20 protein-coding genes are annotated in these 21,138 nt (G+C 65.1%); 9 read left to right on the top strand and 11 right to left on the bottom strand.

Going from position 1 to position 21,138, the window contains the following annotated elements; genetic code table 11:
* Positions 1–65: 65 nt before the first annotated feature.
* From ABS769_RS15665 to ABS769_RS15655, 3 genes are all read right to left on the bottom strand, one after another.
* Positions 66–857 carry a hypothetical protein gene (locus ABS769_RS15665; protein ID WP_317063244.1) on the bottom strand — a complete coding sequence of 264 codons (792 nt, stop codon included), beginning with the start codon at positions 855–857 and terminating at the stop codon, positions 66–68.
* 236 nt (positions 858–1,093) lie between these two features.
* A complete protein-coding gene (locus tag ABS769_RS15660; protein ID WP_317063245.1) occupies positions 1,094–2,149 on the bottom strand; it encodes a L,D-transpeptidase in 1,056 nt (351 codons plus the stop codon).
* 372 nt (positions 2,150–2,521) lie between these two features.
* On the bottom strand, positions 2,522–3,616 hold the full coding sequence (locus ABS769_RS15655) for an alkene reductase (RefSeq protein WP_317063246.1): 1,095 nt from the start codon (positions 3,614–3,616) through the stop codon (positions 2,522–2,524).
* A 246-nt stretch (positions 3,617–3,862) separates the two neighbouring features.
* Between ABS769_RS15655 and ABS769_RS15650 the strand changes: the two genes are divergently transcribed.
* The 7 genes from ABS769_RS15650 (at position 3,863) to ABS769_RS15620 (ending at position 9,271) form a co-directional block, all read left to right on the top strand.
* Positions 3,863–5,068, top strand: coding sequence for an MFS transporter (locus ABS769_RS15650; RefSeq protein ID WP_317063247.1), 1,206 nt, complete (start codon positions 3,863–3,865; stop codon positions 5,066–5,068).
* 150 nt (positions 5,069–5,218) lie between these two features.
* The gene (locus tag ABS769_RS15645) at positions 5,219–5,389 is read left to right on the top strand and encodes a hypothetical protein (protein WP_104549902.1); all 171 of its coding nucleotides are present in this window, start codon (positions 5,219–5,221) and stop codon (positions 5,387–5,389) included.
* Positions 5,390–5,615: 226 nt separating this feature from the next.
* Positions 5,616–6,071 carry a PA2169 family four-helix-bundle protein gene (locus ABS769_RS15640; protein WP_043908767.1) on the top strand — a complete coding sequence of 152 codons (456 nt, stop codon included), beginning with the start codon at positions 5,616–5,618 and terminating at the stop codon, positions 6,069–6,071.
* Positions 6,072–6,339: 268 nt separating this feature from the next.
* Positions 6,340–6,942, top strand: coding sequence for an RNA 2',3'-cyclic phosphodiesterase (gene thpR / locus ABS769_RS15635; protein WP_317063248.1), 603 nt, complete (start codon positions 6,340–6,342; stop codon positions 6,940–6,942).
* Positions 6,943–6,977: 35 nt separating this feature from the next.
* Positions 6,978–7,583, top strand: a complete 606-nt coding sequence (locus tag ABS769_RS15630; protein WP_317063249.1) for an HD domain-containing protein — start codon at positions 6,978–6,980, stop codon at positions 7,581–7,583.
* A gap of 62 nt (positions 7,584–7,645) precedes the next feature.
* On the top strand, positions 7,646–7,828 hold the full coding sequence (locus ABS769_RS15625; protein ID WP_205391991.1) for an oxidoreductase-like domain-containing protein: 183 nt from the start codon (positions 7,646–7,648) through the stop codon (positions 7,826–7,828).
* Between the two features lie 69 nt (positions 7,829–7,897).
* Positions 7,898–9,271 carry a virulence factor gene (locus ABS769_RS15620; protein WP_317063250.1) on the top strand — a complete coding sequence of 458 codons (1,374 nt, stop codon included), beginning with the start codon at positions 7,898–7,900 and terminating at the stop codon, positions 9,269–9,271.
* Between the two features lie 753 nt (positions 9,272–10,024).
* On the opposite strand, the gene mprF is transcribed toward ABS769_RS15620, so the two are convergent.
* Positions 10,025–12,589 carry a bifunctional lysylphosphatidylglycerol flippase/synthetase MprF gene (gene mprF, locus ABS769_RS15615; protein ID WP_317062677.1) on the bottom strand — a complete coding sequence of 855 codons (2,565 nt, stop codon included), beginning with the start codon at positions 12,587–12,589 and terminating at the stop codon, positions 10,025–10,027.
* A gap of 258 nt (positions 12,590–12,847) precedes the next feature.
* Between mprF and ABS769_RS15610 the strand changes: the two genes are divergently transcribed.
* Both ABS769_RS15610 and ABS769_RS15605 read left to right on the top strand, forming a co-directional pair.
* Positions 12,848–13,555: a DUF998 domain-containing protein gene (locus ABS769_RS15610; RefSeq protein WP_317062678.1), complete on the top strand. Its 708-nt coding sequence runs from the start codon at positions 12,848–12,850 to the stop codon at positions 13,553–13,555.
* A gap of 10 nt (positions 13,556–13,565) precedes the next feature.
* Positions 13,566–13,913: a RidA family protein gene (locus ABS769_RS15605; protein WP_317062679.1), complete on the top strand. Its 348-nt coding sequence runs from the start codon at positions 13,566–13,568 to the stop codon at positions 13,911–13,913.
* Between the two features lie 245 nt (positions 13,914–14,158).
* Here the strand turns inward: ABS769_RS15605 and ABS769_RS15600 are convergent, their stop codons facing one another.
* From ABS769_RS15600 to ABS769_RS15570, 7 genes are read right to left on the bottom strand one after another with little or no spacing between them, the layout of a single operon-like run.
* The gene (locus ABS769_RS15600; RefSeq protein WP_317062681.1) at positions 14,159–15,229 is read right to left on the bottom strand and encodes an SAM-dependent methyltransferase; all 1,071 of its coding nucleotides are present in this window, start codon (positions 15,227–15,229) and stop codon (positions 14,159–14,161) included.
* Between the two features lie 17 nt (positions 15,230–15,246).
* Positions 15,247–16,029, bottom strand: coding sequence for a DUF1295 domain-containing protein (locus tag ABS769_RS15595; RefSeq protein ID WP_006451780.1), 783 nt, complete (start codon positions 16,027–16,029; stop codon positions 15,247–15,249).
* The gene (locus ABS769_RS15590) at positions 16,026–16,571 is read right to left on the bottom strand and encodes a DUF2878 domain-containing protein (protein ID WP_023903309.1); all 546 of its coding nucleotides are present in this window, start codon (positions 16,569–16,571) and stop codon (positions 16,026–16,028) included. The genes ABS769_RS15595 and ABS769_RS15590 overlap by 4 nt, the downstream gene beginning before the upstream one ends.
* Complete coding sequence (locus tag ABS769_RS15585) at positions 16,568–17,863, bottom strand: cyclopropane-fatty-acyl-phospholipid synthase family protein (RefSeq protein WP_317062682.1); 1,296 nt, start codon at positions 17,861–17,863, stop codon at positions 16,568–16,570. The genes ABS769_RS15590 and ABS769_RS15585 overlap by 4 nt, the downstream gene beginning before the upstream one ends.
* Positions 17,860–18,738 (bottom strand): DUF1365 domain-containing protein, encoded by an 879-nt coding sequence (locus tag ABS769_RS15580; protein ID WP_317062700.1) that lies wholly within the window; start codon positions 18,736–18,738, stop codon positions 17,860–17,862. The genes ABS769_RS15585 and ABS769_RS15580 overlap by 4 nt, the downstream gene beginning before the upstream one ends.
* The gene (locus ABS769_RS15575; protein ID WP_115038443.1) at positions 18,738–19,988 is read right to left on the bottom strand and encodes an FAD-dependent oxidoreductase; all 1,251 of its coding nucleotides are present in this window, start codon (positions 19,986–19,988) and stop codon (positions 18,738–18,740) included. Before ABS769_RS15575 ends, ABS769_RS15580 begins: the two co-directional genes overlap by 1 nt.
* Positions 19,985–20,983, bottom strand: a complete 999-nt coding sequence (locus tag ABS769_RS15570; RefSeq protein ID WP_317062684.1) for an acyl-CoA desaturase — start codon at positions 20,981–20,983, stop codon at positions 19,985–19,987. The genes ABS769_RS15575 and ABS769_RS15570 overlap by 4 nt, the downstream gene beginning before the upstream one ends.
* Positions 20,984–21,138 lie beyond the last annotated feature (155 nt).

Below are 21,138 nucleotides of genomic sequence, written 5' to 3'. Positions count from 1 at the left end.
CGCGCGATGAGGCGTTATCGATAACGCTTCATCGCGCGCAAGCGCGCTCCTACGACGCGGCACTTTCAATCGCGCGGATACACCGCTGCAACCGTGCAGCTCTGGCGCATCCGCGCAGCCAGACCGCCGCGCGTTGCACTGAGGTCGCCCTGCTGGCCGGATCCGGCAGCCGCGCCGGCAAGCGCCATCTCGTCGAGCACGTCGACCTTGTCGCCGGGATTGCCGCAGATGGCATTCAAGCCCATGCCGGACACGAAGCGGATCGGCGGCGCGCCGCTGAGTTCGCGGCAGCTGTCCATCAGTTCCACACGGTAGTGGCGGTGCGTGCCGGGATGACGTGGCGAGACTTCCACCACCAAACCTTGGCCATCTTCCGACCAGGAGCGCAGCATGCTGGGATTGAAGCAATAGCTGGATGAGCCGGCGAAATTGCGCCGACGCGACTCGCGCACGCTGATGCCTTCCAGGGTCGGTACGCCGCTGTGGTTGCGTTGCCTGGCTGCGCTGGCGTACTCGCGCGCACTGAGCGTGGCGACCTGGCTGATCGCGCAGCGTTGCTGAGCGGTGCTCACGTACGCTTGCGCACCATTGCAGACCCAACCATGCGCGGCCAGCAGGTTCGCATCCGCTTGCGCGGCAAGCTTCGGGCAGTCCTGCGCCAGGGTAAGGCGGAACAATCGTCCGCCGTGTTCGGCCACGGCCAGCGTGCGCGCATCTGCTTGATGCAGCTCGGCCAGCTGGCGTGCATCCAGACACTCGGCGTTTGGTGCGGCCGGGCGCACCGGCTCTGCCGATGCAGTAGATAACGCGCAACTGAAAAACGTGCTGCCGAGCAGAACCGCAGTGAGTACACGCATCACGCACATCCTTGGCAATGAGGTATGGCTGCATCATCTGCCAAGCAGGCTGCGCTGACAATCGCAACGTGCGACGCGTCGCGCGTTCGACAAAACCGTGCGGGCGGCCTGCGCTGGGCATCGCCAGCGCACATGAGCGCATTGCCGATGCTGATCAGCGACCATGTGCGCGCGCAACCTCACGCGCACCTTGCACCTTGCACCTTGCTACTGCGATAACGCTGCGCAGCTTGCACTCAAGGCGCTTCGGGCGGATCCGAATTCAGCACCTGCAACTTGCCGCCGGTGGTCTCGGAAAGAATGCGCTGATCGGTGGCCACCAACACCACGCCAGGCGTCAGTAGCGGCAGCAATCCAGCCAGAAATGCCGGTGGAACCTGCAGCCGCGCGATGGTGTCGGCGTCCAGCGCCTGTCCTGCCGCAGCACTGCTGCCGGGGATACCGATGCGCATCCAGTTGGGCATGCGTTGACCGGGCAGGCCGGGCACCTCGCCAGGCAAGAATCCCTGGCCGACGATAAAGGCCTGCGTGCCCAGCGGTGCGGCGCCCGGTTGCGCGTGTAGCGCGACTTGCGCACGTCCGATTTCCACACCATTGCGATACACCACCAGTTGCTGGTCGCTGCTGCTGACCAGCATCGAGATCGGACCGGTGGGCGCCAGCTCCGGTCGCCATGCAAATGCCTGGCCGTTAGGCAGCGGCAGCAAGGCACGCTGCGCGCCGGTGGTCGAGTCGATCGGGCTGAGTGCGCGTGGATGCACCACTGCGTCGGCATCCACGCCCGCCTGCGCGACCACTACCACCATGCCCATATTGGAGTTGTCGAACAGCAGCCGCGCGAATTCCGATGGCAGATGCACGCAGCCATGCGATTCCGGATAACCGGGCAAGCCGCCGGCATGCAAGGCCACACCGTCCCAGGTCAGCCGTTGCTGATACGGCATCGGCGCGGCGTTGTAGATGTTGGAGCGGTGGTCCTTGTCCTTCTGCAGGATGGTGAACACACCGGTAGGCGTCTCGTGCCCGGGCTTGCCGGAACTGATGGTGGAGACACCGATCAGGATGCCGTTGCGATACGCATAGGCGCGTTGTTCGGTGAGGCTGACGATCACCGCCATCGGCCCCCAGCCCTTGCTGACGCCGCCCCAGATCCATTCGCCCGGTTTGAGCTGTGCAGGCGCGGTTTCGGCGGGGCTGGATTGGCGCGCGCCCCAGAACGGCACGGCAAGCGCGTGCCCGCAGATCAGCAGCGTGCAGAAAAGAAGAGAAGTGAGCAGGGGCCGCATCGGCATTCCAGAAAGCAGTGTCGGCACGATCCTAGCGGGGCAGGGTGTGCGCGTCATGTGGTTGGTGTTGGTGTCGGCGCGCGATGCGAAGGTGCCGGCGTTGCGATGGGCGCGATGTGTCCGTAGTTGGGTATCCAACGAGCCTGTTGCGCAACCAACGCATAAGCGTTCGGCCTTGCGCGCTGGGTCAACGATTGACTTGCAGACGCAAGACGGTCGCCCAATCGCGATGGCAATCGGGGAAGAGGTGCGTGTTGTGCTCACCTGAAACAGTCGGCAGGCGATGTGCTCAGAACCACAGTGCACGCGTGTACTGGCTGATCCGAAGCATCGACTGCGCTCGCTTGATGCTGAGCGCAGCCGGTGTGCCAGCCGGGCCTAGTTCGGCAATGCTGGGTAGTCGGTATAGCCTTCGGCACCGCCGCCGTACATGGTGGCCTGGTCGAAGTCGGCCAGCGGAGCGTTTTCGCGCAGGCGACGCACCAGATCCGGGTTGGCGATGTAGGGGTGGCCATAGGCGATCGCATCGGCATAGCCGCTGTCGATGGCCTTTTCGGACAGCGCCTTGTCGTAGCTGTTGTTGGCGATCCAGGCACCGTCGAACTTTGCGCGCAGCGCGGCGTAGTCGAAGGCCACGTTGTTGCGCGGACCGCCGGTTGCACCTTCGATCACGTGCACGAAGGCCAGCCCGCCGATCAGGTTGAGACGCTCGACCGCACGCTCGAACAACGGCTGCGGATCGGAGTCGTGCATGCCGTACACCGGTGTGACCGGCGAAAGGCGCACACCGGTGCGCTCGGGGCCAATCTCGTCGGCAATGGCCTGCACCACTTCGGCCAGCAGGCGAGTGCGGTTTTCGATATCACCGCCGTACGCATCGGTGCGCTTGTTGGAACCGTCACGCAGGAACTGGTCGAGCAGGTAGCCGTTGGCTGCATGCACTTCCACGCCGTCAAAGCCCGCATCGATGGCGTTGCGCGCGGCGATGCGGTAGTCCTCGATCAGGGCGGGGATTTCGTCCAGCGCCAGTGCGCGCGGCTCGGACACATCTTCAAAGCCGTTCTTGGTGAAGGTCTTGCCTTCGGCGCGGATGGCGCTGGGCGCAACCGGCGATTCGCCCGGCGGCAGCACGCTGGTGTGCGATACGCGGCCCACATGCCACAGCTGCAGCACGATCTTGCCGCCGCGGCGATGCACTTCATCGGTGACCGCACGCCAGCCTTTTACCTGCTCGGCGGTATAGATACCGGGCGTGTCGAGATAGCCCTGACCAAGCGGGCTGATCTGAGTGCCTTCGGCCACGATCAGTCCGGCACTGGCACGCTGGCCGTAATACTCGGCAGCGAGCGGCGAGGGCACCTGACCGGCGACGGCGCGGTTGCGCGTCAGCGGCGCCATGATCACGCGGTTGGCAAGATCCAGCGCGCCCAGGCGCACCGGGGGGAACAACGGAGATTCAGTGGATTTGGACATCAGCAACCAGTTGGGTGTGGATCACGCGCCAGGCGCGACACCGCGCCGATCGCGAGTGCCCCCTAGCGATGGTGGCGGACCCAAGCGGATTCGAGCGATGCCGATAGGACACAGCGTCTTTCATTGCAGTGGAAGGCGCTGAACTGTGACGTGTTGGGGCTTGGCGCTGAATCGCTGCAAGCGGCATCCTTTCGCTCGATGCTGCATTGCACAATAATAAGCCGCCCCGTCATTCTGGAGTCGGGCATGTCCGATACCGATCTCTCACCGCCGCCCGTTTCGCGGCGCGACTACGTGTTGATCCTGTTTGCATTGGCGATGGGCGGCTTTGCGATCGGCATCAGCGAATTCTCGACCATGGGGTTGATGACGCAGATCGCGCAGGGGCTGCAGATCAGCGAGCCGCAGGTCGGTCACATCATCAGTGCCTATGCGTTAGGTGTGGTGGTCGGTGCGCCGTTGCTGGCGATTCTTGGCGCGCGCTGGCCACGGCGCACCTTGTTGCTGCTGCTGATGGTGTTTTACGCGTTGGGCAACCTGGCCAGTGCGTTGGCGCCGAGCTATCACACGATGTTGCTGTGCCGTTTTATTGCGGGTTTGCCGCATGGTGCGTACTTCGGCGTGGCCTCGTTGGTAGCCGCATCGATCAGCCCGCCCAATCAGCGCGCCACTGCGGTGGGCCGCGTGTTGATGGGCCTGAGCATTGCCTTGCTGATAGGCAATCCGCTGGCGACCTGGCTGGGCCAGATCGTGAGCTGGCGTTGGGCGTACGCGGCGGTGTCGGTGCTTGCGCTGTGCACGGTTGCCGCAGTGGCAGCGCGCTTGCCGCCTGCACCGGACGAGCCACGTCAACAGCCGTTGCGCGAGCTGCGCGCGTTCAATCAGCCGCAGGTATGGCTGGCATTGGCGATCGGCGCAGTGGGTTTTTCCGGCATGTTCTGCGTCTTCAGTTATCTGGCGCCGACCTTGACTGCCGTGACCGGCGTGGAGCCGGCGCGGATTCCGTTGGCCATGGTGGCGTTCGGTGTTGGCGGCGTGCTCGGAAGCATCCTGGGCGGCTGGTTGTTCGATCGCATGCAGTTCCGCGCGGTGCCGGTGCTGTTGGTGTGGTCGGTGGTGGTGATGCTGACGTTTCCGTTGGCCGCGCAATCGGGCCTGTGGGTGTTCGTCTCCATCGTGGCCGTGGGCACCATGGGCGCATTGGCCCCCGCATTGCAGACCCGTTTGATGGATGTGGCAGCCGAAGCGCAGACCCTGGCGGCGGCATCCAACCATGCGGCGTTCAATACCGCCAATGCTTTGGGCCCATGGCTGGGTGGCATGGCGATCACCGCAGGCTGGGGCTGGACGTCCACCGGGTATGTGGGCGCAGCAACCGCGCTGGGCGGTTTGTTGGTGTACGCGCTGGCGGTGTGGCAGGAGCGTCGGCAACGTGTGTTGGTGGCGAGCTGATCCGCATTTCCGCGTTCGGTAGCTCGTTTTTTCTGGGGCTTCAACGGCAATCGGTAACGCGATGCAGCACAGACGCATCGCGTATCCACAGCCAACTCACGGCATCGCACCGAGACTGCAGGCTCGAATACAAGCGGACCGAACAGTGCCATGACCGAGTTCACTCCACCGCCGTGGAAGCGCCCCAATCCCAAGCGTAAATCTGCTTCCACTCCACTAAGCGATGCGCAGAAAGCAGCGGCCAAACAACGTGCGGAAGAAGCCGGGCGGCCGTATCCCAATCTGGTCGACAACATGTGGGCAAGCCGGCAACCCAAGTGAGTTTTGACTTCGCGTTGGCATGGATGAATCGCTATTCATTGCCTGCATGACCGCGTGAGGAAGCGGCCCACATAACTCACACGCGGATTATGCGCGCAACGCCACTATGGGGCCGTACACACCATCACTGCAGCGCAATCAACGCATCGATTGCCTCATCCCAAAGCCGGCGCGACCGCATCTGCCAGACGACGCAGCGCTGGCCCACCGCAACAAGGAGCGACACATGAGCATTCAGAGCAAGACCGAGCATAGCCTCAACGACCTCATCGCCATTTCCCGCGACGGCAAGGACTTCTACGATGAAGCCGCAGCCAAGGTCGACGATGCGGAACTTGCGACGCTGTTCCGCCGCATCGCTGGCGTCAAGTCCGACATCGTCAGCAATCTGAGCAGTGTTGTCGCAGCCGCCGGCGGCGAGCCGAAGACCAGCGGCACCATGGTCGGCAGCATGCAGCAGTTCTACGGCAAGGTCCGTGCAACGCTGGGCGACACCAAGTATGGCTACGTGGCCGAGCTGGAAGAGTCCGAAGACCGTCTGTTGAAGGCGTTCGATGAAACCATCGCTGATCAGGATACTCCGGCCGCTGCACGCGATGCCGCACTGCGCCTGCTGCCGGAAGTGCGCGCATGTCACGACGTGATGCGTAACCGCAAGCACGCGATGAAAAGCGCCGCATAAGTTGCGTGCGTGACCGCAGCGCATCCAGGTGATGCAGCTCGCGGAGTAAACCGATAAAGGCGGAAACGGGCAGCGCAAGCTGCCCGTTTCTTTTTGTGTGGCGCATGCAGGCGCACATGCAGATACGGCGCACGCGTCCTGTTCCACGCAACCGTGCGCGTTCCACGTTGCCAGCCATGTTTTTGCGTGTATCGGACACCCGCCCGGTCTGCTAGTATCCGCCGCCCTTCCTCCGGCAGGCCCGCATGCGCGGTCGTGGACTCACCCCATGAAACAGCAGTTCCTGTACCTGTCATCGGCCGAGGCGCAGTTGTCGCTGGGCCTGGGGGAAGAGAAGACCACCGAGCGACTGTTTTTTGCGGTAATGGCCGATGCGCGCATTGCCGAACATGCCGCAGCCATCGCCGAAGGTTTGATTAGCAGCGGTCAGGTCGATGGCAAGCCGCTTGCGCGCGAGCGGCTGCATGTGACCTTGCACCATCTGGGCGATTACGCAGGCGGTTTGCCGCCGTCGTTGGTGAGCCGCGCCAGTCAGGCGGCCGAGCGCGTGGCGCTGGATGCATTCGACGTGGTGTTCGATCGGGTGGGCACCTTCGGTGGACGGCGTTCGCAGTTGCCGTGCGTGTTGCGCGGCGAAGAACAGGTGCGCGGGTTGTATGAATTGCAAGGCGCACTGGGTCGGCAACTGGCGCATGTTGGCATTGCCGGCGATGCGCAGTACACGCCGCATATGACGCTGCTGTATTGCAATCAGGCGTTGCCGCAACGGCGCTGCGATACGCTCGCCTGGACGGTGCGCGAGTTCGCGCTGGTGCGCAGCTTTCTCGGCCAATCGCGTTACCAGATCGAAGGCCGCTGGTCGCTGCGCTGATGTGCAGGCGGGCGCACACGCGGTAGCCTGCGTGCATGGACGCCACCACACCACTGCCATTACAGGCCGAGCACCTGGCCGCGCTCGAACAGGCCTATGCCACGCCACCGCGCGCCTACCATCACTTCGGCCATGTGCGCGCGCTGCTGCAGCATTACGCCGAGGTCGCCGCCGGGCCGGGCTGGCAGCAGCCGGTCGAGGTCTGGCTGGCGATGTTGTTTCACGATGCGGTGTATCAGCCCGGACGTAGCGACAACGAGGCGGAATCTGCCAACTGGGCGGCGCAGTGCATTCCGCGCTGGTGGCCGCAGGCGCAGGTGGATGTGGAGCGCGTGCGGAGCCTGATTCTGCTGACCGCCCGTCATGGGCAACTGCAGCCGCAGGACGTGGACGCCGAAGCGGCGTTGTTTCTGGATTGCGACATGGCGATTCTGGCCGCACCGGCAGCGGTGTTCGATGCGTACGACCGTGCCATTGCCGCCGAATACCGCGGACATGTGCCAAGCGTGCTGTTCCGGCTCAACCGCCGGCGTTTTCTGGCCGGCCTGCTCAAGCGCCCGCGCATCTTCTTGAGCGATGACTTCCATGCGCGCTGTGATGCGGCTGCGCGGGCCAATCTGCGTCGGCGGCTGGGTTGCTGATCCGGTGTCGATGATCCTGGCGGTCCATCCAGGCACAGCAACAGCGCACGCTACAATGGCGCATGCACGACAGCGCCGTTTCCGCCACCGATCCACGCCCGCACCCCCCCGAGCCGCCTGCGCCCAATGAGTGCTGCGAAAGCGGTTGCCCGTTGTGCGTGCATGATCTGTACGCCGAGGAACTGGCGCGCTACAGGCAAGCACTGGCAGCCTGGGAAGCGCGTCAGCAAGCGGGTGCGCCGTAAGCGAAGCGTCGCGCTTCGCGCTGCAGCCTGGAACGATTATCTTTGAACCACTTTTTCCGATGGTGCGACATGCGACGACTTGAGATGTGGAGCGCGCTCTGCGGCGCGGCGGTGTTGGCGCTATCGGGCGCGGTCGCCGCACAGGCACCGCAACCGGTAAGCCATGGCCGTTTCGAACAGGTGCCGGTGCTGATGCCCAAGGGCGAGCCGCAGCGTGTGGTGATCTGGTTGAGCGGTGCCGGCAATGCCGCCAAGCGCCAGGCGCAGGCAGAAAGCTTGCGCGCCGATGGCGCGATGGTGGCGATGGTGGACACCGCGCATCTGTACGCGGTGCTGCGCAAGGCCGGCGGTACCTGCGCGTTCTCGGTTGGCGATGTGGAGAACTTTTCCCGCTATCTGCAGGCCTTCTATCACATCCCCACCTACCGTCTGCCATTGCTGATCGGCGACGGCGACGGAGCGGCACTGGCTTATGCGATCGGTGCACAAGCCAAGCCGCATGTGCTGGCCGGCGTGCTCACAGATGGGCTGTGCCCGGCGGCGGTCTCCGACCAGGCGATCTGCCAGCCGGGCGTGCGTCCGGGCAGCAACGCGCTGCTCCCGGTGCCGCTGCAGATCCCCTGGGTGCTGGCCGGCAGCCAGGACAAGCGTTGCCCGGGCGCGACCGAGAACGCTTTCCTCAAGCAGGTGCCGCAGGCACGCACGTTCACGCGTTCTGCGCAGGGCGATATCTTGCCGGGCCTGCGCGCTGCCGCTCGCTCGTTGGGCGAGCAAAAGGGCGTGGCGCTGCCGCCGCCGCCGGGCGGTCTGGCCGATCTGCCAGTGGTGGAAGTGCCGGCCAAACCCGACGGCGACAGCGACGACGACACCTTTGTGATCTTCGTCTCCGGTGATGGTGGCTGGGCGGGTCTGGACGAAGAAGTGGCCGACGCGCTGGCCGCGCAGGGCATTCCGGTGGTGGGCCTGGATTCGCTGCGTTACTTCTGGACAGAACGCACGCCGCAAGGCTTCGCGACCGATCTGGACCGCATCGCGCGCTTCTACGCGCAGCGCTGGCAGCGTCAGCGGGTGGTGCTGATCGGCTTTTCGCAAGGCGCGGACGTGTTGCCCGCAGCGATCAACAAGCTACCAGCGCAGACCAGGCAGAACATCCGCATGACGGCGCTGTTGTCGGTGGGCAAGCTGGCGGACTACGAGTTCCATGTCAGCAACTGGCTGGGTTCGGACGACGATGGCCTGCCGATCGCACCGGAAGTGCAGCGCCTGCCGGCCGGCACCACGGTGTGCATCTACGGCCAGGACGATGAGGACGCGCTTTGCCCGAGCCTGCCGGCGCAGGCAGCCAAGCGGGTTGCGCTGCCGGGCGATCATCACTTCAAGGGCGATTACGCCACCTTGGCCAAGGTGATCATGGAGCAGTTGCACGGGCTGTCGAAGCCGTAAGCGAGCGGTGCATCTTTTGAGCTGATCGCCCGACAAGCCAACACACAGTCAGCAAACCAGCCGCAACTTTTGCTTCAGCCACCAGCAACGACCGAGCGGCGGCTTTTCCGTCAGCCGCCGACAATATCCGAAGGTGCTTGCGCGCGTGCCGGCATGAGACCTTACGCGGCATGGATGCCGCGTAAGAGCCTACATGGACGTACTTGCGGCGTGTCCCATGCCGGTACGGGTGCAAGCACCCGCAGCAAACCGAAGCATTCCACGAAACCAGCTGACTTCGTCTGCTTGTTCGGCTTGCGCGCGGTGCCGCATCCAGTGTCGGGACACGCCGCAAGTACGTCCATGTAGGCTCGGTGGCGGCATCCATGCCGCCACACGGTCCCGCCCCTGGACGCGGCACCACGCTTCCACTTTTCGCGACTGCTGATCGGCAAGCAATGACTTTGTGTAGGCGTAATGCCTGCAGATTCCGTTGTCGATAGTCGACGCAGCCTTTTGTCTATCGCTTTGTCATGACTTCGCCAGCGAAGGCCACGCTTCAAGGCATGATCAATCAACCAGGCAACGCTGTTCCCTCAGCTACCGACGCCAACCGAAGGTGCTTGCGCGCGTGCCGGCGTGGGACCTTACGCGGCATGGATGCCGCGTAAGAGCCTACACGGACGTACTTGCGGCGTGTCCCATGCCGGTACGCGCGCAAGCGCCCCTCAGTAAACCGAGCATTTCGCACAAAGGCGCAGGCATCACGCGGCCTTATTCCTGCCGACCAGGATCCACCGAGATCAAGCGGGTCACATCCAGTAACGCCGCTGGCAAGTGCATGCCGCCCGGCGCGACCAGATAGCGCGGGCGCCAGGTCGGCGCGAACTTCGACTTGAAGCGGCGCAGGCCGCTGAACCCGTAGAAGCGTTCACCGTGCCGCGCGACCAGGCTGGCGAAGCGGTTCCAGCGGCCGGCCAGGCGATGCTCGGTCATGCCCGACAGTGGTGCCATGCCCAGCGAGAAGCGCGTGTAGCCATTGGCCTGGCCCCACAGGAACAGCTCGATAAACAGGAAGTCCATGGTGCCCTTGGGCGCCTGCGCGCTGTGGCGCATCAGATCCACCGACAGCTCGCCGCCGGCCGGCGCCCACCACACGTTGGCGAAGGCCATGATCTGCCCTTCTGCCTCGGCCACCGCCACCGGAAACCGGCGCAGGTACTCCGCATCGAAGCTGCCCAACGAAAAGCCTTTCTCTTCGCCGGCTTTTTCTTCCAGCCACTGCTCGGAGACCTCGGCCAGCTGCGGCAGCACCGCCTCCACTTGCTCGGGTTGCAGCATGCGGAAGGTCAGGCCGCCGCGCTTGCCGCGGTTCCAGGCCTGGCGCAGGTCGGCGCGGTCGCGGCCTTCCAGGGTGAAGCCTTCCAGCGGCACGATCGCCTCTTCGCCCAGCTTGACCAGGGTCAGCCCCATGTCGAGGTAGGTCTGCCAGTATTTTTCGCCGACCTGGTAGAACACCGGGCGCAGACCCATATGGTCGGCCTCTTCGCGGAAGCGCCAGATCAGCGCCCGCGCGACCTCCGGCGGGCCGACCGGATCGCCCATCGAGATCAGCGAGCCGCCGTAGCGCTGCATCATTACAAACCCACGCCCCTGCTCATCGAGCAGAAACGCCTTGTCGCCGGTCAACGCCAGGCAGGCCTGGGTGTCGGTGCTGATGGCCAGAATCGGTGCCAGCGTCTGCAGCGTCTGCGCATCGGCGGCCGGCATCGGGCGGCGCCCGCCACGCAGCAGGCGCGCCATGCCGAATACGATCACGCCCACGCACAGGATCAGCGCGGCGCGCAACGCACGCGGCGCATTGGCCGAGGTGGCGAACTGCCACCACAGGTCGTTGCTGTATTCGACATGGCTGTAGACGAAGAACAGCAGCCAGAACGTGGCCACCAGCACCAGGCCCAGATTGCTCAGCCAGCGCCACGACCAGGCCTCGTCCAGCAGCGCGCCCTGGCGATAGAACTCGCGGCGTGCCGCCCACAGCGCAACAGCCGCCAATGCGGCCGACAGCGAGACCGAAATATGGCTGCCGCGCAGCAGCGACAGCGGCGGCAACAGCACGCACACGCCCAGCGCCAGCGCCCAGGCCGCATGGCTGCGGCGCTGCAGACCCTGGCCGATCAGCAACAACAACATGCCGCCCAGGCTGACCAGCAGATGCGAGGTTTCGATCAGCGGCAGCGGCGCCACTTCCTGGCGCGCGCGCGGGGTGGGCAAGGTGCCGTCGATCATCAGCGCCGCGCCTACCGCAAACACCGCCAAGGCCAGAATCTGCGGCAGCCACGGGCGAAACGCCTTCCATACCGTGCGTGCGGTGCTCGCACTGGCGCGCACTGGCGCACCCAGGCCCGAAGCCGCCGCCATTGCCATCGAGATCAGCAACGGCACGATGTAGTAGGTGACCCGGTAGGCCAGCGCCGCGGCCAGCACGGCGGCGGGAGTGACATGCGGCAGCAGCTTGAGCAGGCTCCACTCGAACACGCCCAAGCCGGCCGGCACGGTGGAGATCAGGCCGGCCACCACCGCCACCAGCCAGATGCCGATAAAGCCGAAGTAGCCGGTGCCCGGATCCGGCGGCAGCAGCACGTAGAACGCGGCCGCAGCCAGGCCCAGTTCGACCACGCTCAGCGCGGTCACGCCGAGCACCGTGGTGCGATCGGGCAGCCAGAAGCGATGGCTGCGGATGCCGAATTCGCGGCCCTGTCTGCCGACCAATACCAGCATCGCCACATAGCCGACCAGCAAGGCGATGCCGGCAATGCGGATGCCTTCGGCAGCGATCGGCAGGGCGCGTGCGGCCGCTTCCGGTTCCAGCATCAAGGCCAGGCCAAGCAGCACCCAGGCGCCGAAGATGAAGCCCAGCGTGCTCATCAGCACTACCTGGCCGATCTCGGCCAGGGTCAGTCCCACGCTGCCATAACCGCGCAAGCGCACCGCGCCGCCGGTCAGTGCGGCAAAGCCCAATGTCTGCCCGACCGCGTGCGCCATGAACGCGGTGATGCCCACCCGCGCCGGGTGCAAGCGCTTGCCGGTGCGCTTGAGCCCCACCCAGTCAAAGCCCACCAGGCAGGCGTAGCTGCTCAAGCCCAGCAGCAGGGTGAGCGCGATCTGGCCGACCCCCAGTTCACGGAACGCCTGGCGGATCTGCCGATAGCCGTGGTCAGTGAACTGAGAGGACAGCGCGTGCAGCGCCATCGCCAGGATCGCCAGGCTGATGATCACCGGCAGGGCGCGACGCCAACCGCTGGCGGGCGTTTCGGAAGACACGGGGGTATCCGTCATGAGGGCAACGGGATCTGCTTGAGGGAAAGAAGGTGCATGCACGGAATGTGCCGCGCGCGGAGGGTCTGCATGGGCCGGTCGATTGAAGTGCGTGCAGCGTGATCGCGTCAATGCAGAAATGAAGTGAACGCTAAGGTTCGGCCATGCCGATATTTGTCCACGCATGGCGGCCGCGCGCATCATAGGGCAAAGCCACGCGTAGGTGCCGTCGGGGAGCCGGATGGATCAGATGACAGTTGCAGGGGAGACAGGCTGTTGATGGGGAATGCATGCGATCACCGCGCTGCTGCGCAAACCCGGCAGCCATGTCCGCCACGCTGGAGCGGTTACGCCGGTGCGATCACCGCAGGGACGGGCGTGGCCTTCATCGCCCTGGTGGTGTTGCTGCAATGGCTGCGCGGCGATCTGGACTGGATCGATGCACAACTGAGTGCCTACCTGCACGGCGCTTACGGCTTGCTGCTGCGCACCGCCTATTGCCTGCTGGCCGCAGCCATGGCGTGGCTGGCGCTGGGCCTGTACGCGGCGCTGGCGCCGGTCGCATGCAGTCGCACGGTGGTGGGCTTGTTTTGCATGGCGGCAGTAGGCCTGAGCGCGGTGGCGATCGGCGACAGCTGGATGCCGGTGCTCGCACCCGACGCGGCGACGATGGTGCATCTGTTATCGGCGAATACCGCATTTCTGTGCGTAATTGCAGCGATATTGCTGCAATCCTGGTATTTCCGTCGTGATCGTTGGTGGCGCCAGCATTTCGTGCCGGCATTCGGTCTGGGCTTGGTGGCATTTGCGCTGTTGTTGTTCCACGTCAGCGTGACCAGCGCGCCGCCGGGCATCAGCCAGAAGAGTGCCATCGTGGCGATCGTGTCCTGGATGGTGCTGGTTGGGCGGTGGCTGGCGCGCGACGTACGTGCGCAGGCTGCATGTTTGCCGCATTCGCGGGACAATGCCCGGGTCAACCAACCGTAGGAAGTCTGAAATGGTGCAGCGATTCGATACAGGTCCGCGGATGTCCGAAATGGCCGTGCATGGCGGCGTGTGCTATCTGGCCGGCCAGATTGCCGAGGACACCAGCGAAGACATCACCGGGCAGACCCGCCAGGTGCTGAGCGAAATCGACAAATTGCTGGCGCAGGCGGCCAGCGACAAGACCAAGATCCTGCGTGCGGAAATCTTCCTGGCCGACATCGCCGATTTCGACGGCATGAACAAGGCCTGGGACGAGTGGGTGCCGCATGGCTTTACGCCCGCGCGCGCCACCGTCGAAGCCAAACTGGCGCGGCCGGAGTGGAAGGTGGAAATCGTGATCACCGCTGCGGCGGGCTGATCGCCTGGCGGCGCGCGGATCGCCGAGCGATCGCGCGCTGCAGCCATGCGATCTGCAAGACACTACAGCTGCCTCAGCAGCCGGTTACGAAAACCTGCTTGCGTGCCGAGCTGGCATTGCAGCCAACGCACTGATCTGCGTACCAGCGTTGTTGAAGAGCCGAGTGGAAGCCGACACATCGCGGCCATCTGCTGGCCGCGATGTCGTTTTGACGCGGGCTCCTGCGTCGATCAGCCTGGCTTCGATCAACGCTTGACGAAGCGATAGTGCGCCACGCCCCATTCGCGGCCCTGGTCGTAACCGAACAGCTCCGCACACGCCAGCCAGAACATCCGCCAGCGCTGCCACCAGCGCTGCGCATCGTCGCCGTAGGTCTGCTTCAGCAGCGGCATGATCTGCTCGCGGTGGCGGTCCTGATTCTCCAGCCAGGCATTGGCGGTTTTTTCGTAATGCTCGCCCGATAGCACCCAACGCTGCTCGATCACCACGTCCTGCTGGAAATGCAGCAAGGTATCGGTGGCCGGCATCAGCCCGCCGGTGAAAAAGTGCCGCCCCATCCAGTTGTCTTCGCCGGCCACTTCGAACGGGTAGGCCAGATCGCGATGACAGAAGACATGCACGAACAGCTTGCCGCCCGGCGCCAGCCAGCTGCCGACGCGCGCCAGCAGCTCGCGGTAATTGCGCATGTGCTCGAACATTTCCACCGACACCACACGGTCGAAATTGCCCGGCGGCAGCGCCAGCGCATTGACGTCGGCAGTGATCACCTGCACGTTGCTCAAGCCGCGCACGCGGCACTGTTCCAGAATATGCGCGCGCTGCGGGCGTGAGTTGGACACCGCAGTGATGGTGGCGCCGGGATAGCGTTCGGCCATCCACAGGGTCAACGAGCCCCAGCCGCAGCCCAGTTCCAGAATGCGCTGGCCGTCGGCCAGCTCGGCACGCTCGCCGTACAGCGCCAGCATGCGTTCTTCGGCGGCATCCAGATCCGGCGTGGTGGCGTCCCAATAGCAGCTGCTGTATTTGAGCCGGCGCCCCAGGCACAGGGTGAAGAACTGCGGCGGCAACTCGTAGTGCTGGCGATTGGCGGCATCGGTTTCGATCGCGATCGCGCTGGCGCGCAGGCTGTCGATAAACGCGCGTTGACGTTCGCCGCTGGCATCGGCGCCGTCGCCGCGCTCATCGCGCAGGCGCTGTGCGCACAGTCGGCGGATGCCGTAGCGCAGCGCTGCATCGGGCAGCAGGCCGGATTCGGCCAGCCGGGTGGCGAAGGATTCTTCGGGCAGCGAGGAGGGCGGGATGGTAACGGTGGACATACGACTCTCCAGGCGACTCAGGACGAAGGGGGGAACGGAAAAAATGCGCTGGTGCTGCGTTGGTACTGCGCATAGTCCTCACCACGCGAGCGCAGCGCCTGCTGCTCGGTGTAGGGAATGCCGGTGAAGCGATACAGAAACACGAACATCACCACCGGCCCAAGCGCGCACAGCGCGACCGGCCACGGCCCGGCGCCGACAGCCAGCGCCAGATAGGCAAACCAATGCACGAACTCGAAAAAATAATTGGGATGGCGCGAATACCGCCACAGCCCGCTGCGGCAGGTGACGCCGCGATTGGCCGGATTGGCCTTGTGCGCAGACAGCTGCCGGTCCGCCAGCGCTTCGCCGCCGACCGCGATCAACCACACGGCAATTGCCAGGCTGCTCCACACGCTCCAGGCCGGATTCGGGTTGCTGGCAGCGGCCAGAAACGGCACCGAAAACAGCACCACCACCACCGCTTGCGCCAGGAAAAAGCCCAGGAATTTGCGCTGATCGCCATTCCAGTGTTCGCGCAGTGCGCGATAGCGGCCATCTTCGTGCGGGTCGCCGAACACGCGCACGCCCAGATGCAGCGCCAGGCGCGCACCCCACACGCCGCCGAGCACGGCCACCAGCACGCGCGGTAGCAGCGCGCCATCGGACATCCACGCACAATAAGGTGCAGCGACCGCCAGGCACGCGGCCCACAGCACATCCACCGGGCCGGCATTGCCGCTGCGGCGTTGCCACAGCCAGCCGATCACCATCACCACGCTCGCAAACACGCCTACATGCAGCAGTGGCCAGACAGTCATTGCAGTTCTCCAGTGATGTGCTCAGGCGATGGTCGCGCCAGGCGGCGTGCATACAGCGACAACACGCCGCAGGCCACGCCCCAGCCGATGCCGACCGCAACCACTGCGTGCAGCTGTGGCGGCTGGAATTCCACCGCCTGCCAGCTGCGCTGCGCCAACCAATACGAGAACGGCCCGAAGATGGCGCCCAGCAGTACCGCCAGCCATGGACGTTGCATCACCGTGGCCAAGGAATGATTGAGGGTGAGCGCAAAGCCCAGCCACAACGCCAGAATCCACGGCGGTGCCAACGGCGTGCCCGGCCACGGTGCGGCGTAACGCACCCAACCGCCTGCAGCCAGCGTGGTATCCAGCAGCAAGCCCAGCGACAACGCGGCGATCAACAATTGCAGATCGCCCGGCGCGCGCCGCGACGGCCACAGCTGATACAGCGCAAATAGCGCCAACACCAGCAGTGTCGGCCAGATGCGCGCCTGCGCGGCGGCGCTGACCGCCACCACCCATAGCACCTGCAAACCGAGATAGTTGCCGAGCTGCTTCATGCGTCGGCAGGCAGGCCAGGCACGAACTGCGGCGGACGCGCGCCCGGCTTGCTCAGCCACAGATGCACATCGCCAATCGAGCGCTCCAAGAAACCCGCTTCGCAATAGGCCAGATAGAACTCCCACATGCGGATGAAGCGCTCGTCGTAGCCCAGCGCGCGCACCTGCGGCAGCTGCACCATGAAGCGCTGCCGCCAGGCGCGCAGCGTCAACGCATAGCTCGGCCCGATGTCTTCGAGATTGAACAGGCGCAGATCGCTGGCGCGCGCGATGGCACCGGTCATCGCCGCCACCGAGGGAATGAAGCTGCCGGGAAAGATATGCCGCTTGATGAAGTCCACCGAGTGCAATGCCTGCGCATAGCGATGGTCTTCGATGGTGATGGCCTGGATCAGCGCCTCGCCATCGTCGGCGAGCAGGCTGCCGACCTTGGCGAAGTAGGTGTCCAGATACTGATGGCCGATCGCCTCGATCATCTCGATCGACACCACCCGGTCGTAGCGGCCGTCCAGATCGCGATAGTCGCGCAGCAACACCGTGACCCGGTCGCTCAGGCCGGCCGCGGCGATGCGCTGGGTCGCAAGTTCGAACTGCTCGCGCGAGATGGTGGTGGTGGTCACGCGGCAGCCATGCTCGCGTGCGGCATGCAGCGCAAAGCCGCCCCAGCCGGTGCCGATTTCCACCACATGGTGTTGCGGGCCGAGCCGCAGTTTCTGGCAGATGCGTTCAAGCTTGCGCGTGGCGGCGCGCTCCAGTGCCGCTTCGCCTTGCGCCTCTTCGCCGTCGACGAAGATCGCCGACGAGTACATCAGGTTTTCATCGAGAAACAGGCTGAATAACGGATTGCCCAGATCGTAATGCGCGGCGATATTGCGCCGGCTGCCGCTGCGGGTATTGCGCGCAAAGGTGTGCAGGCTGCGCATCGCCCAGCCACCCAGCCGTGCGGTGCCGGTTTCCATCGCATCCAGGCGGTCGCGATTGCGCAACAGCAGGCGCATCAGGCCGACCAGGTCGTCGCACTGCCATTGCCCATCCATGTACGACTCGCCGGCACCGACGCTGCCATTGAGCGCGGCCTGCCGATAGAAGCCCGGATCGGTGACGCGCAACTGCAGTTGCAAGGCATCCGCGCCGCTGGCGTTGCCGAGGGTGGTGATGCCATCGGCCTCGTGCAGCTGCAATTGCCCATCGCGCAGGTCGCCGAGCGTTGCCAGCAGGCGCTTGCGCAACAGGCGATCCGTCCAGGAAGCCGCGCGCGGGGCAGTGGTGTCGGGCAGGGACGTGGCGTTCATCGGCGTTCTCGCACAGGCGGATGGGGGGTGTCGTGCACAGGGTTGCCGCGCAGCCACAGGCGCAAGGCCTGCCAGTGGATGGCGACCACCACCTGCACGGTCATCAAGGGGTAGGCCAGCAGCGTGCGCGCCAGGGTGCGCGCAGTCAGCGGCTGGCGCTGCAGCACCAGGGTGGCGTCGAAACGGCGAGCGCCGCTGTCGTTGCCTGCGGTGTCCACATCGGGCGCATCCAGCACGTCCATATGCACGCGCAATTGCGCGTCCGGCACGCTGAAACGCCAGTCGTACTGGTGCTGCATGCCCATGAAGGGCGAGACGTGGAAGCGCTTGTCGAAGCGCCAGGCATGCACGTCGCGATGCGTGCGCGCCTGCGCCACCGGCAGCACGTAGGTGTGGCGCTGCCGCCAGGGCGTGTTGGTGATTTCCGCAACGATCCAGCGCAGGCCGTCGTGACGATCGAAACAGTAGTAGAAGCTGACCGGATTGAACACATGGCCGAAGTAGCGCAGATGCGTGAGCAGACGGATCGCGCCGTCCGGGCGCTCGCCGGTGTGGGTCTGCACGCAATCGCGCACCGCCTCATCCAGTGGAATAGTTGGGTCGCCGAGATAATCGCTGCGACGGAACTGCGCCAGGTTGGCGCGCCCCACCGACCACAGCCAACGCTGCGCAAAGACCCGATCCAGTTCGGACAGATCCAGATACATCAAAAACAGCTTGTAGCGAAAATCCAGCGGTTTTGGCGCAAACCGGCGGTGCCGCACCCAACCGATATAGATCGCGCTGCGCAACGGTGCGGTCACGCTGCCGGCGCCGCTGCCCTCGGTCGGGGGCAACGGCACCGCATCGGTGCTGGCTTCGCGCAGCAGCTGCATCACCACGGCACTCCCAGGCCGTGCGCCACATCCACACCGCTGCGCAGGCCGTCCTCATGGAAGCCGAAGCCCCATGCCGCGCCGGCAAACCAGGTGTGCTGGACGCCTTGGATATCGGCCTTGCGCGTCTGTGCAGCGAGTGCGGCCGCGTTCTGCACCGGGTGGCGATAGCGCATGCGCCGCAACACCTTGTCCGGGTCGATGTCGTGGTCGCGATTGAGGCTGACGATGAACGGCTGCGGCGCTTCGATCGACTGCAGCGCGTTCATCCAGTAACTCACCGTGCACGGCGCCTGCGGATCGGCCGGCACATGCGCGTTCCATGCCGCCCAGGCGCGGCGATCGCGCGGCAACACGCGCGCATCGGTATGCAGCACGGTGTCGTTGTTCTGGTAGGTGATGCCGCCCAGGATCTGTTGCTCGGCCGGTGTGGAATCGCTGAGCAATGCCAAGGCATCGTCGGCGTGACAAGCCAGCACCACGTCGTTGAAATGTTCTTCGCCGCGCAGCGAGCTGAGCACCACGCCATTGCCGACGCGCCGGATCGCATGCACCGGGGTGGACAGCCGCTCCAGCACCTGCCAGCGTCGCCGCAGCGCGCGCACATAGCTGTTGGATCCGCCACGCACCACCTGCCACTGCGGCCGCCCGCTGAGTTGCAGCATGTGGTGATTGGCCATGAAGCCGATCAGCTGGCCCATCGGAAATTCCAGGATGCGCTGCGAGGGCGATGACCACAGCGCCGAGGCCATCGGCACCAGATGCTGGTCGCGAAACGCCGCCGAGTAGCCATGCCGCTGCAGATATTCGCCCAGCGTGCTGAACTGCTCGTCGCTGTGCAGCACCGCCGGTGCCTGACGATAGAAGCGGCGCAGGTCGGACAACATGCCCCAGAAGCGCGGGCTGAGCAGATTGCGGCGCTGGCAGAACAGCCCGCCCAGGCTGCCGGCGTTGTATTCGAGCCCACTGCGCGCATCGTGCACCGAGAAGCTCATCGTGGTCGGCTGCGCGGCCACGTCGAGCTCGGCGAACATGCGCGTGAGCAACGGATAGTGCTGCGGGTTGAACACGATGAAGCCGCTGTCCACCGCGTAGCGCTGGCCTTCCAGCTGGATGTCGTGCGTGTGCGTATGCCCGCCGAGATAATCGGCGGCCTCGAACAGAGTGACTTCATAACGCCGCGACAACAGCCACGCCGCGCCCAGGCCGGCGATGCCACTGCCGACCACGGCAATCCTGCCCTCGCTCATCGGCGCACCCGCTCGGCGCGCTGCGTGAGCATCTTCGGCATCGGTTTGAGGTCCCACACCAGGCCCACCCACGACATCGCCGTGAGGCCGTACCAGGTCATGTCGTACTCCCACCAGCGCAAGCCCTGGCGCGCCGAGCCGGGGAAGAAATGATGGTTGTTGTGCCAGCCTTCGCCAAAGGTGAGCAGCGCCAGCAGCCAGTTGTTGCGGCTGTCGTCGCGGGTATCGAAGCGCCGGCTGCCGAAGCGATGCGCCAACGAGTTGATGGTGAAGGTGGCATGGAACAAGGTCACCGTGGAGATCACAAAGCCCCATACCAGCAACTGCGCGCCATTGGTCTCCAGCGCGGGCGCGGCGGTGGCCAGCCAGTCGCCGAGCAGGTACAGGCCCAGCGCCAGCAGCACCGGCATCACGATGTCGAAGCGGTCCAGGAAGCGCAGCTCGGCAAAGCGGCGCAGATCCGGGATGACCTCCCAATCGGTGCGGAAATTACGCGGGGTCAGGAACCAGCCGGTATGGCTCCACCAGAAGCCGTGTTGTGCCGGCGAGTGCGGGTCGCGGCCGGTGTCGGTATGCCGATGGTGGTTGCGATGATGCGCGGCCCACCACAGCGGCCCGCGTTGCACGCAGGTAGCGCCGATCGCGGCGAACACGAACTGCAACACGCGCGAGGTCTTGAAAGCGCGGTGCGAGAAATAGCGATGATAGAAACCGGTCAGCGCAAACATGCGCAGCGCATACAGCGCCACCGCCATGCCCACCGCAAACCAGGACGCGCCCACCCAGACAACCGACAGGCAGGCCAGGTGCAGGGCGATGAAAGGGATGGCGCGCAACCAGTCGATGCGGTCTGCGCGCGCTTCGTCCAGCGGTTCGTCGGTCTGCGAATCCACCCAGCGGCGCAGGCTGCCGATACGCATTGCCAACCAGCCACGGGGATGTGGGCTGGTGGGCTGAGGCGTTGCAGCGTTGGGGTCGACTCCGGTACTCGGCACGCGTGGTTCTCCGTCGTTGGTCGTGACCCTTTACGAACGCTGCCGGCAAACAGATGCACCAGCGCGCATGATCGTCGCATGCGTGTGTGAGGTTCGTCTGATCACGCTGATAATTCGCGCAATCGCGCACACAATTGACCATACGCCGTATCGCT

It is taken from the genome of Xanthomonas hortorum, from assembly GCF_040279205.1.
In the GTDB taxonomy this organism is placed as follows: Bacteria; Pseudomonadota; Gammaproteobacteria; order Xanthomonadales; family Xanthomonadaceae; genus Xanthomonas; species Xanthomonas hortorum_F.
The sequence above is the reverse complement of the archived record's forward strand: the minus strand, read 5'-3'. Positions and strand labels throughout refer to the sequence as shown.

Bases quoted from the DNA above. Each gene is read 5' to 3' on its own strand.
- ABS769_RS15665 (WP_317063244.1), bottom strand. From the start codon at position 857: ATGCGTGTACTCACTGCGGTTCTGCTCGGCAGCACGTTTTTCAGTTGC.
- ABS769_RS15660 (WP_317063245.1), bottom strand. From the start codon at position 2,149: ATGCCGATGCGGCCCCTGCTCACTTCTCTTCTTTTCTGCACGCTGCTG.
- ABS769_RS15655 (WP_317063246.1), bottom strand. From the start codon at position 3,616: ATGTCCAAATCCACTGAATCTCCGTTGTTCCCCCCGGTGCGCCTGGGC.
- ABS769_RS15650 (WP_317063247.1), top strand. From the start codon at position 3,863: ATGTCCGATACCGATCTCTCACCGCCGCCCGTTTCGCGGCGCGACTAC.
- ABS769_RS15645 (WP_104549902.1), top strand. From the start codon at position 5,219: ATGACCGAGTTCACTCCACCGCCGTGGAAGCGCCCCAATCCCAAGCGT.
- ABS769_RS15640 (WP_043908767.1), top strand. From the start codon at position 5,616: ATGAGCATTCAGAGCAAGACCGAGCATAGCCTCAACGACCTCATCGCC.
- thpR (WP_317063248.1), top strand. From the start codon at position 6,340: ATGAAACAGCAGTTCCTGTACCTGTCATCGGCCGAGGCGCAGTTGTCG.
- ABS769_RS15630 (WP_317063249.1), top strand. From the start codon at position 6,978: ATGGACGCCACCACACCACTGCCATTACAGGCCGAGCACCTGGCCGCG.
- ABS769_RS15625 (WP_205391991.1), top strand. From the start codon at position 7,646: ATGCACGACAGCGCCGTTTCCGCCACCGATCCACGCCCGCACCCCCCC.
- ABS769_RS15620 (WP_317063250.1), top strand. From the start codon at position 7,898: ATGCGACGACTTGAGATGTGGAGCGCGCTCTGCGGCGCGGCGGTGTTG.
- mprF (WP_317062677.1), bottom strand. From the start codon at position 12,589: ATGACGGATACCCCCGTGTCTTCCGAAACGCCCGCCAGCGGTTGGCGT.
- ABS769_RS15610 (WP_317062678.1), top strand. From the start codon at position 12,848: ATGGGGAATGCATGCGATCACCGCGCTGCTGCGCAAACCCGGCAGCCA.
- ABS769_RS15605 (WP_317062679.1), top strand. From the start codon at position 13,566: ATGGTGCAGCGATTCGATACAGGTCCGCGGATGTCCGAAATGGCCGTG.
- ABS769_RS15600 (WP_317062681.1), bottom strand. From the start codon at position 15,229: ATGTCCACCGTTACCATCCCGCCCTCCTCGCTGCCCGAAGAATCCTTC.
- ABS769_RS15595 (WP_006451780.1), bottom strand. From the start codon at position 16,029: ATGACTGTCTGGCCACTGCTGCATGTAGGCGTGTTTGCGAGCGTGGTG.
- ABS769_RS15590 (WP_023903309.1), bottom strand. From the start codon at position 16,571: ATGAAGCAGCTCGGCAACTATCTCGGTTTGCAGGTGCTATGGGTGGTG.
- ABS769_RS15585 (WP_317062682.1), bottom strand. From the start codon at position 17,863: ATGAACGCCACGTCCCTGCCCGACACCACTGCCCCGCGCGCGGCTTCC.
- ABS769_RS15580 (WP_317062700.1), bottom strand. From the start codon at position 18,738: ATGCAGCTGCTGCGCGAAGCCAGCACCGATGCGGTGCCGTTGCCCCCG.
- ABS769_RS15575 (WP_115038443.1), bottom strand. From the start codon at position 19,988: ATGAGCGAGGGCAGGATTGCCGTGGTCGGCAGTGGCATCGCCGGCCTG.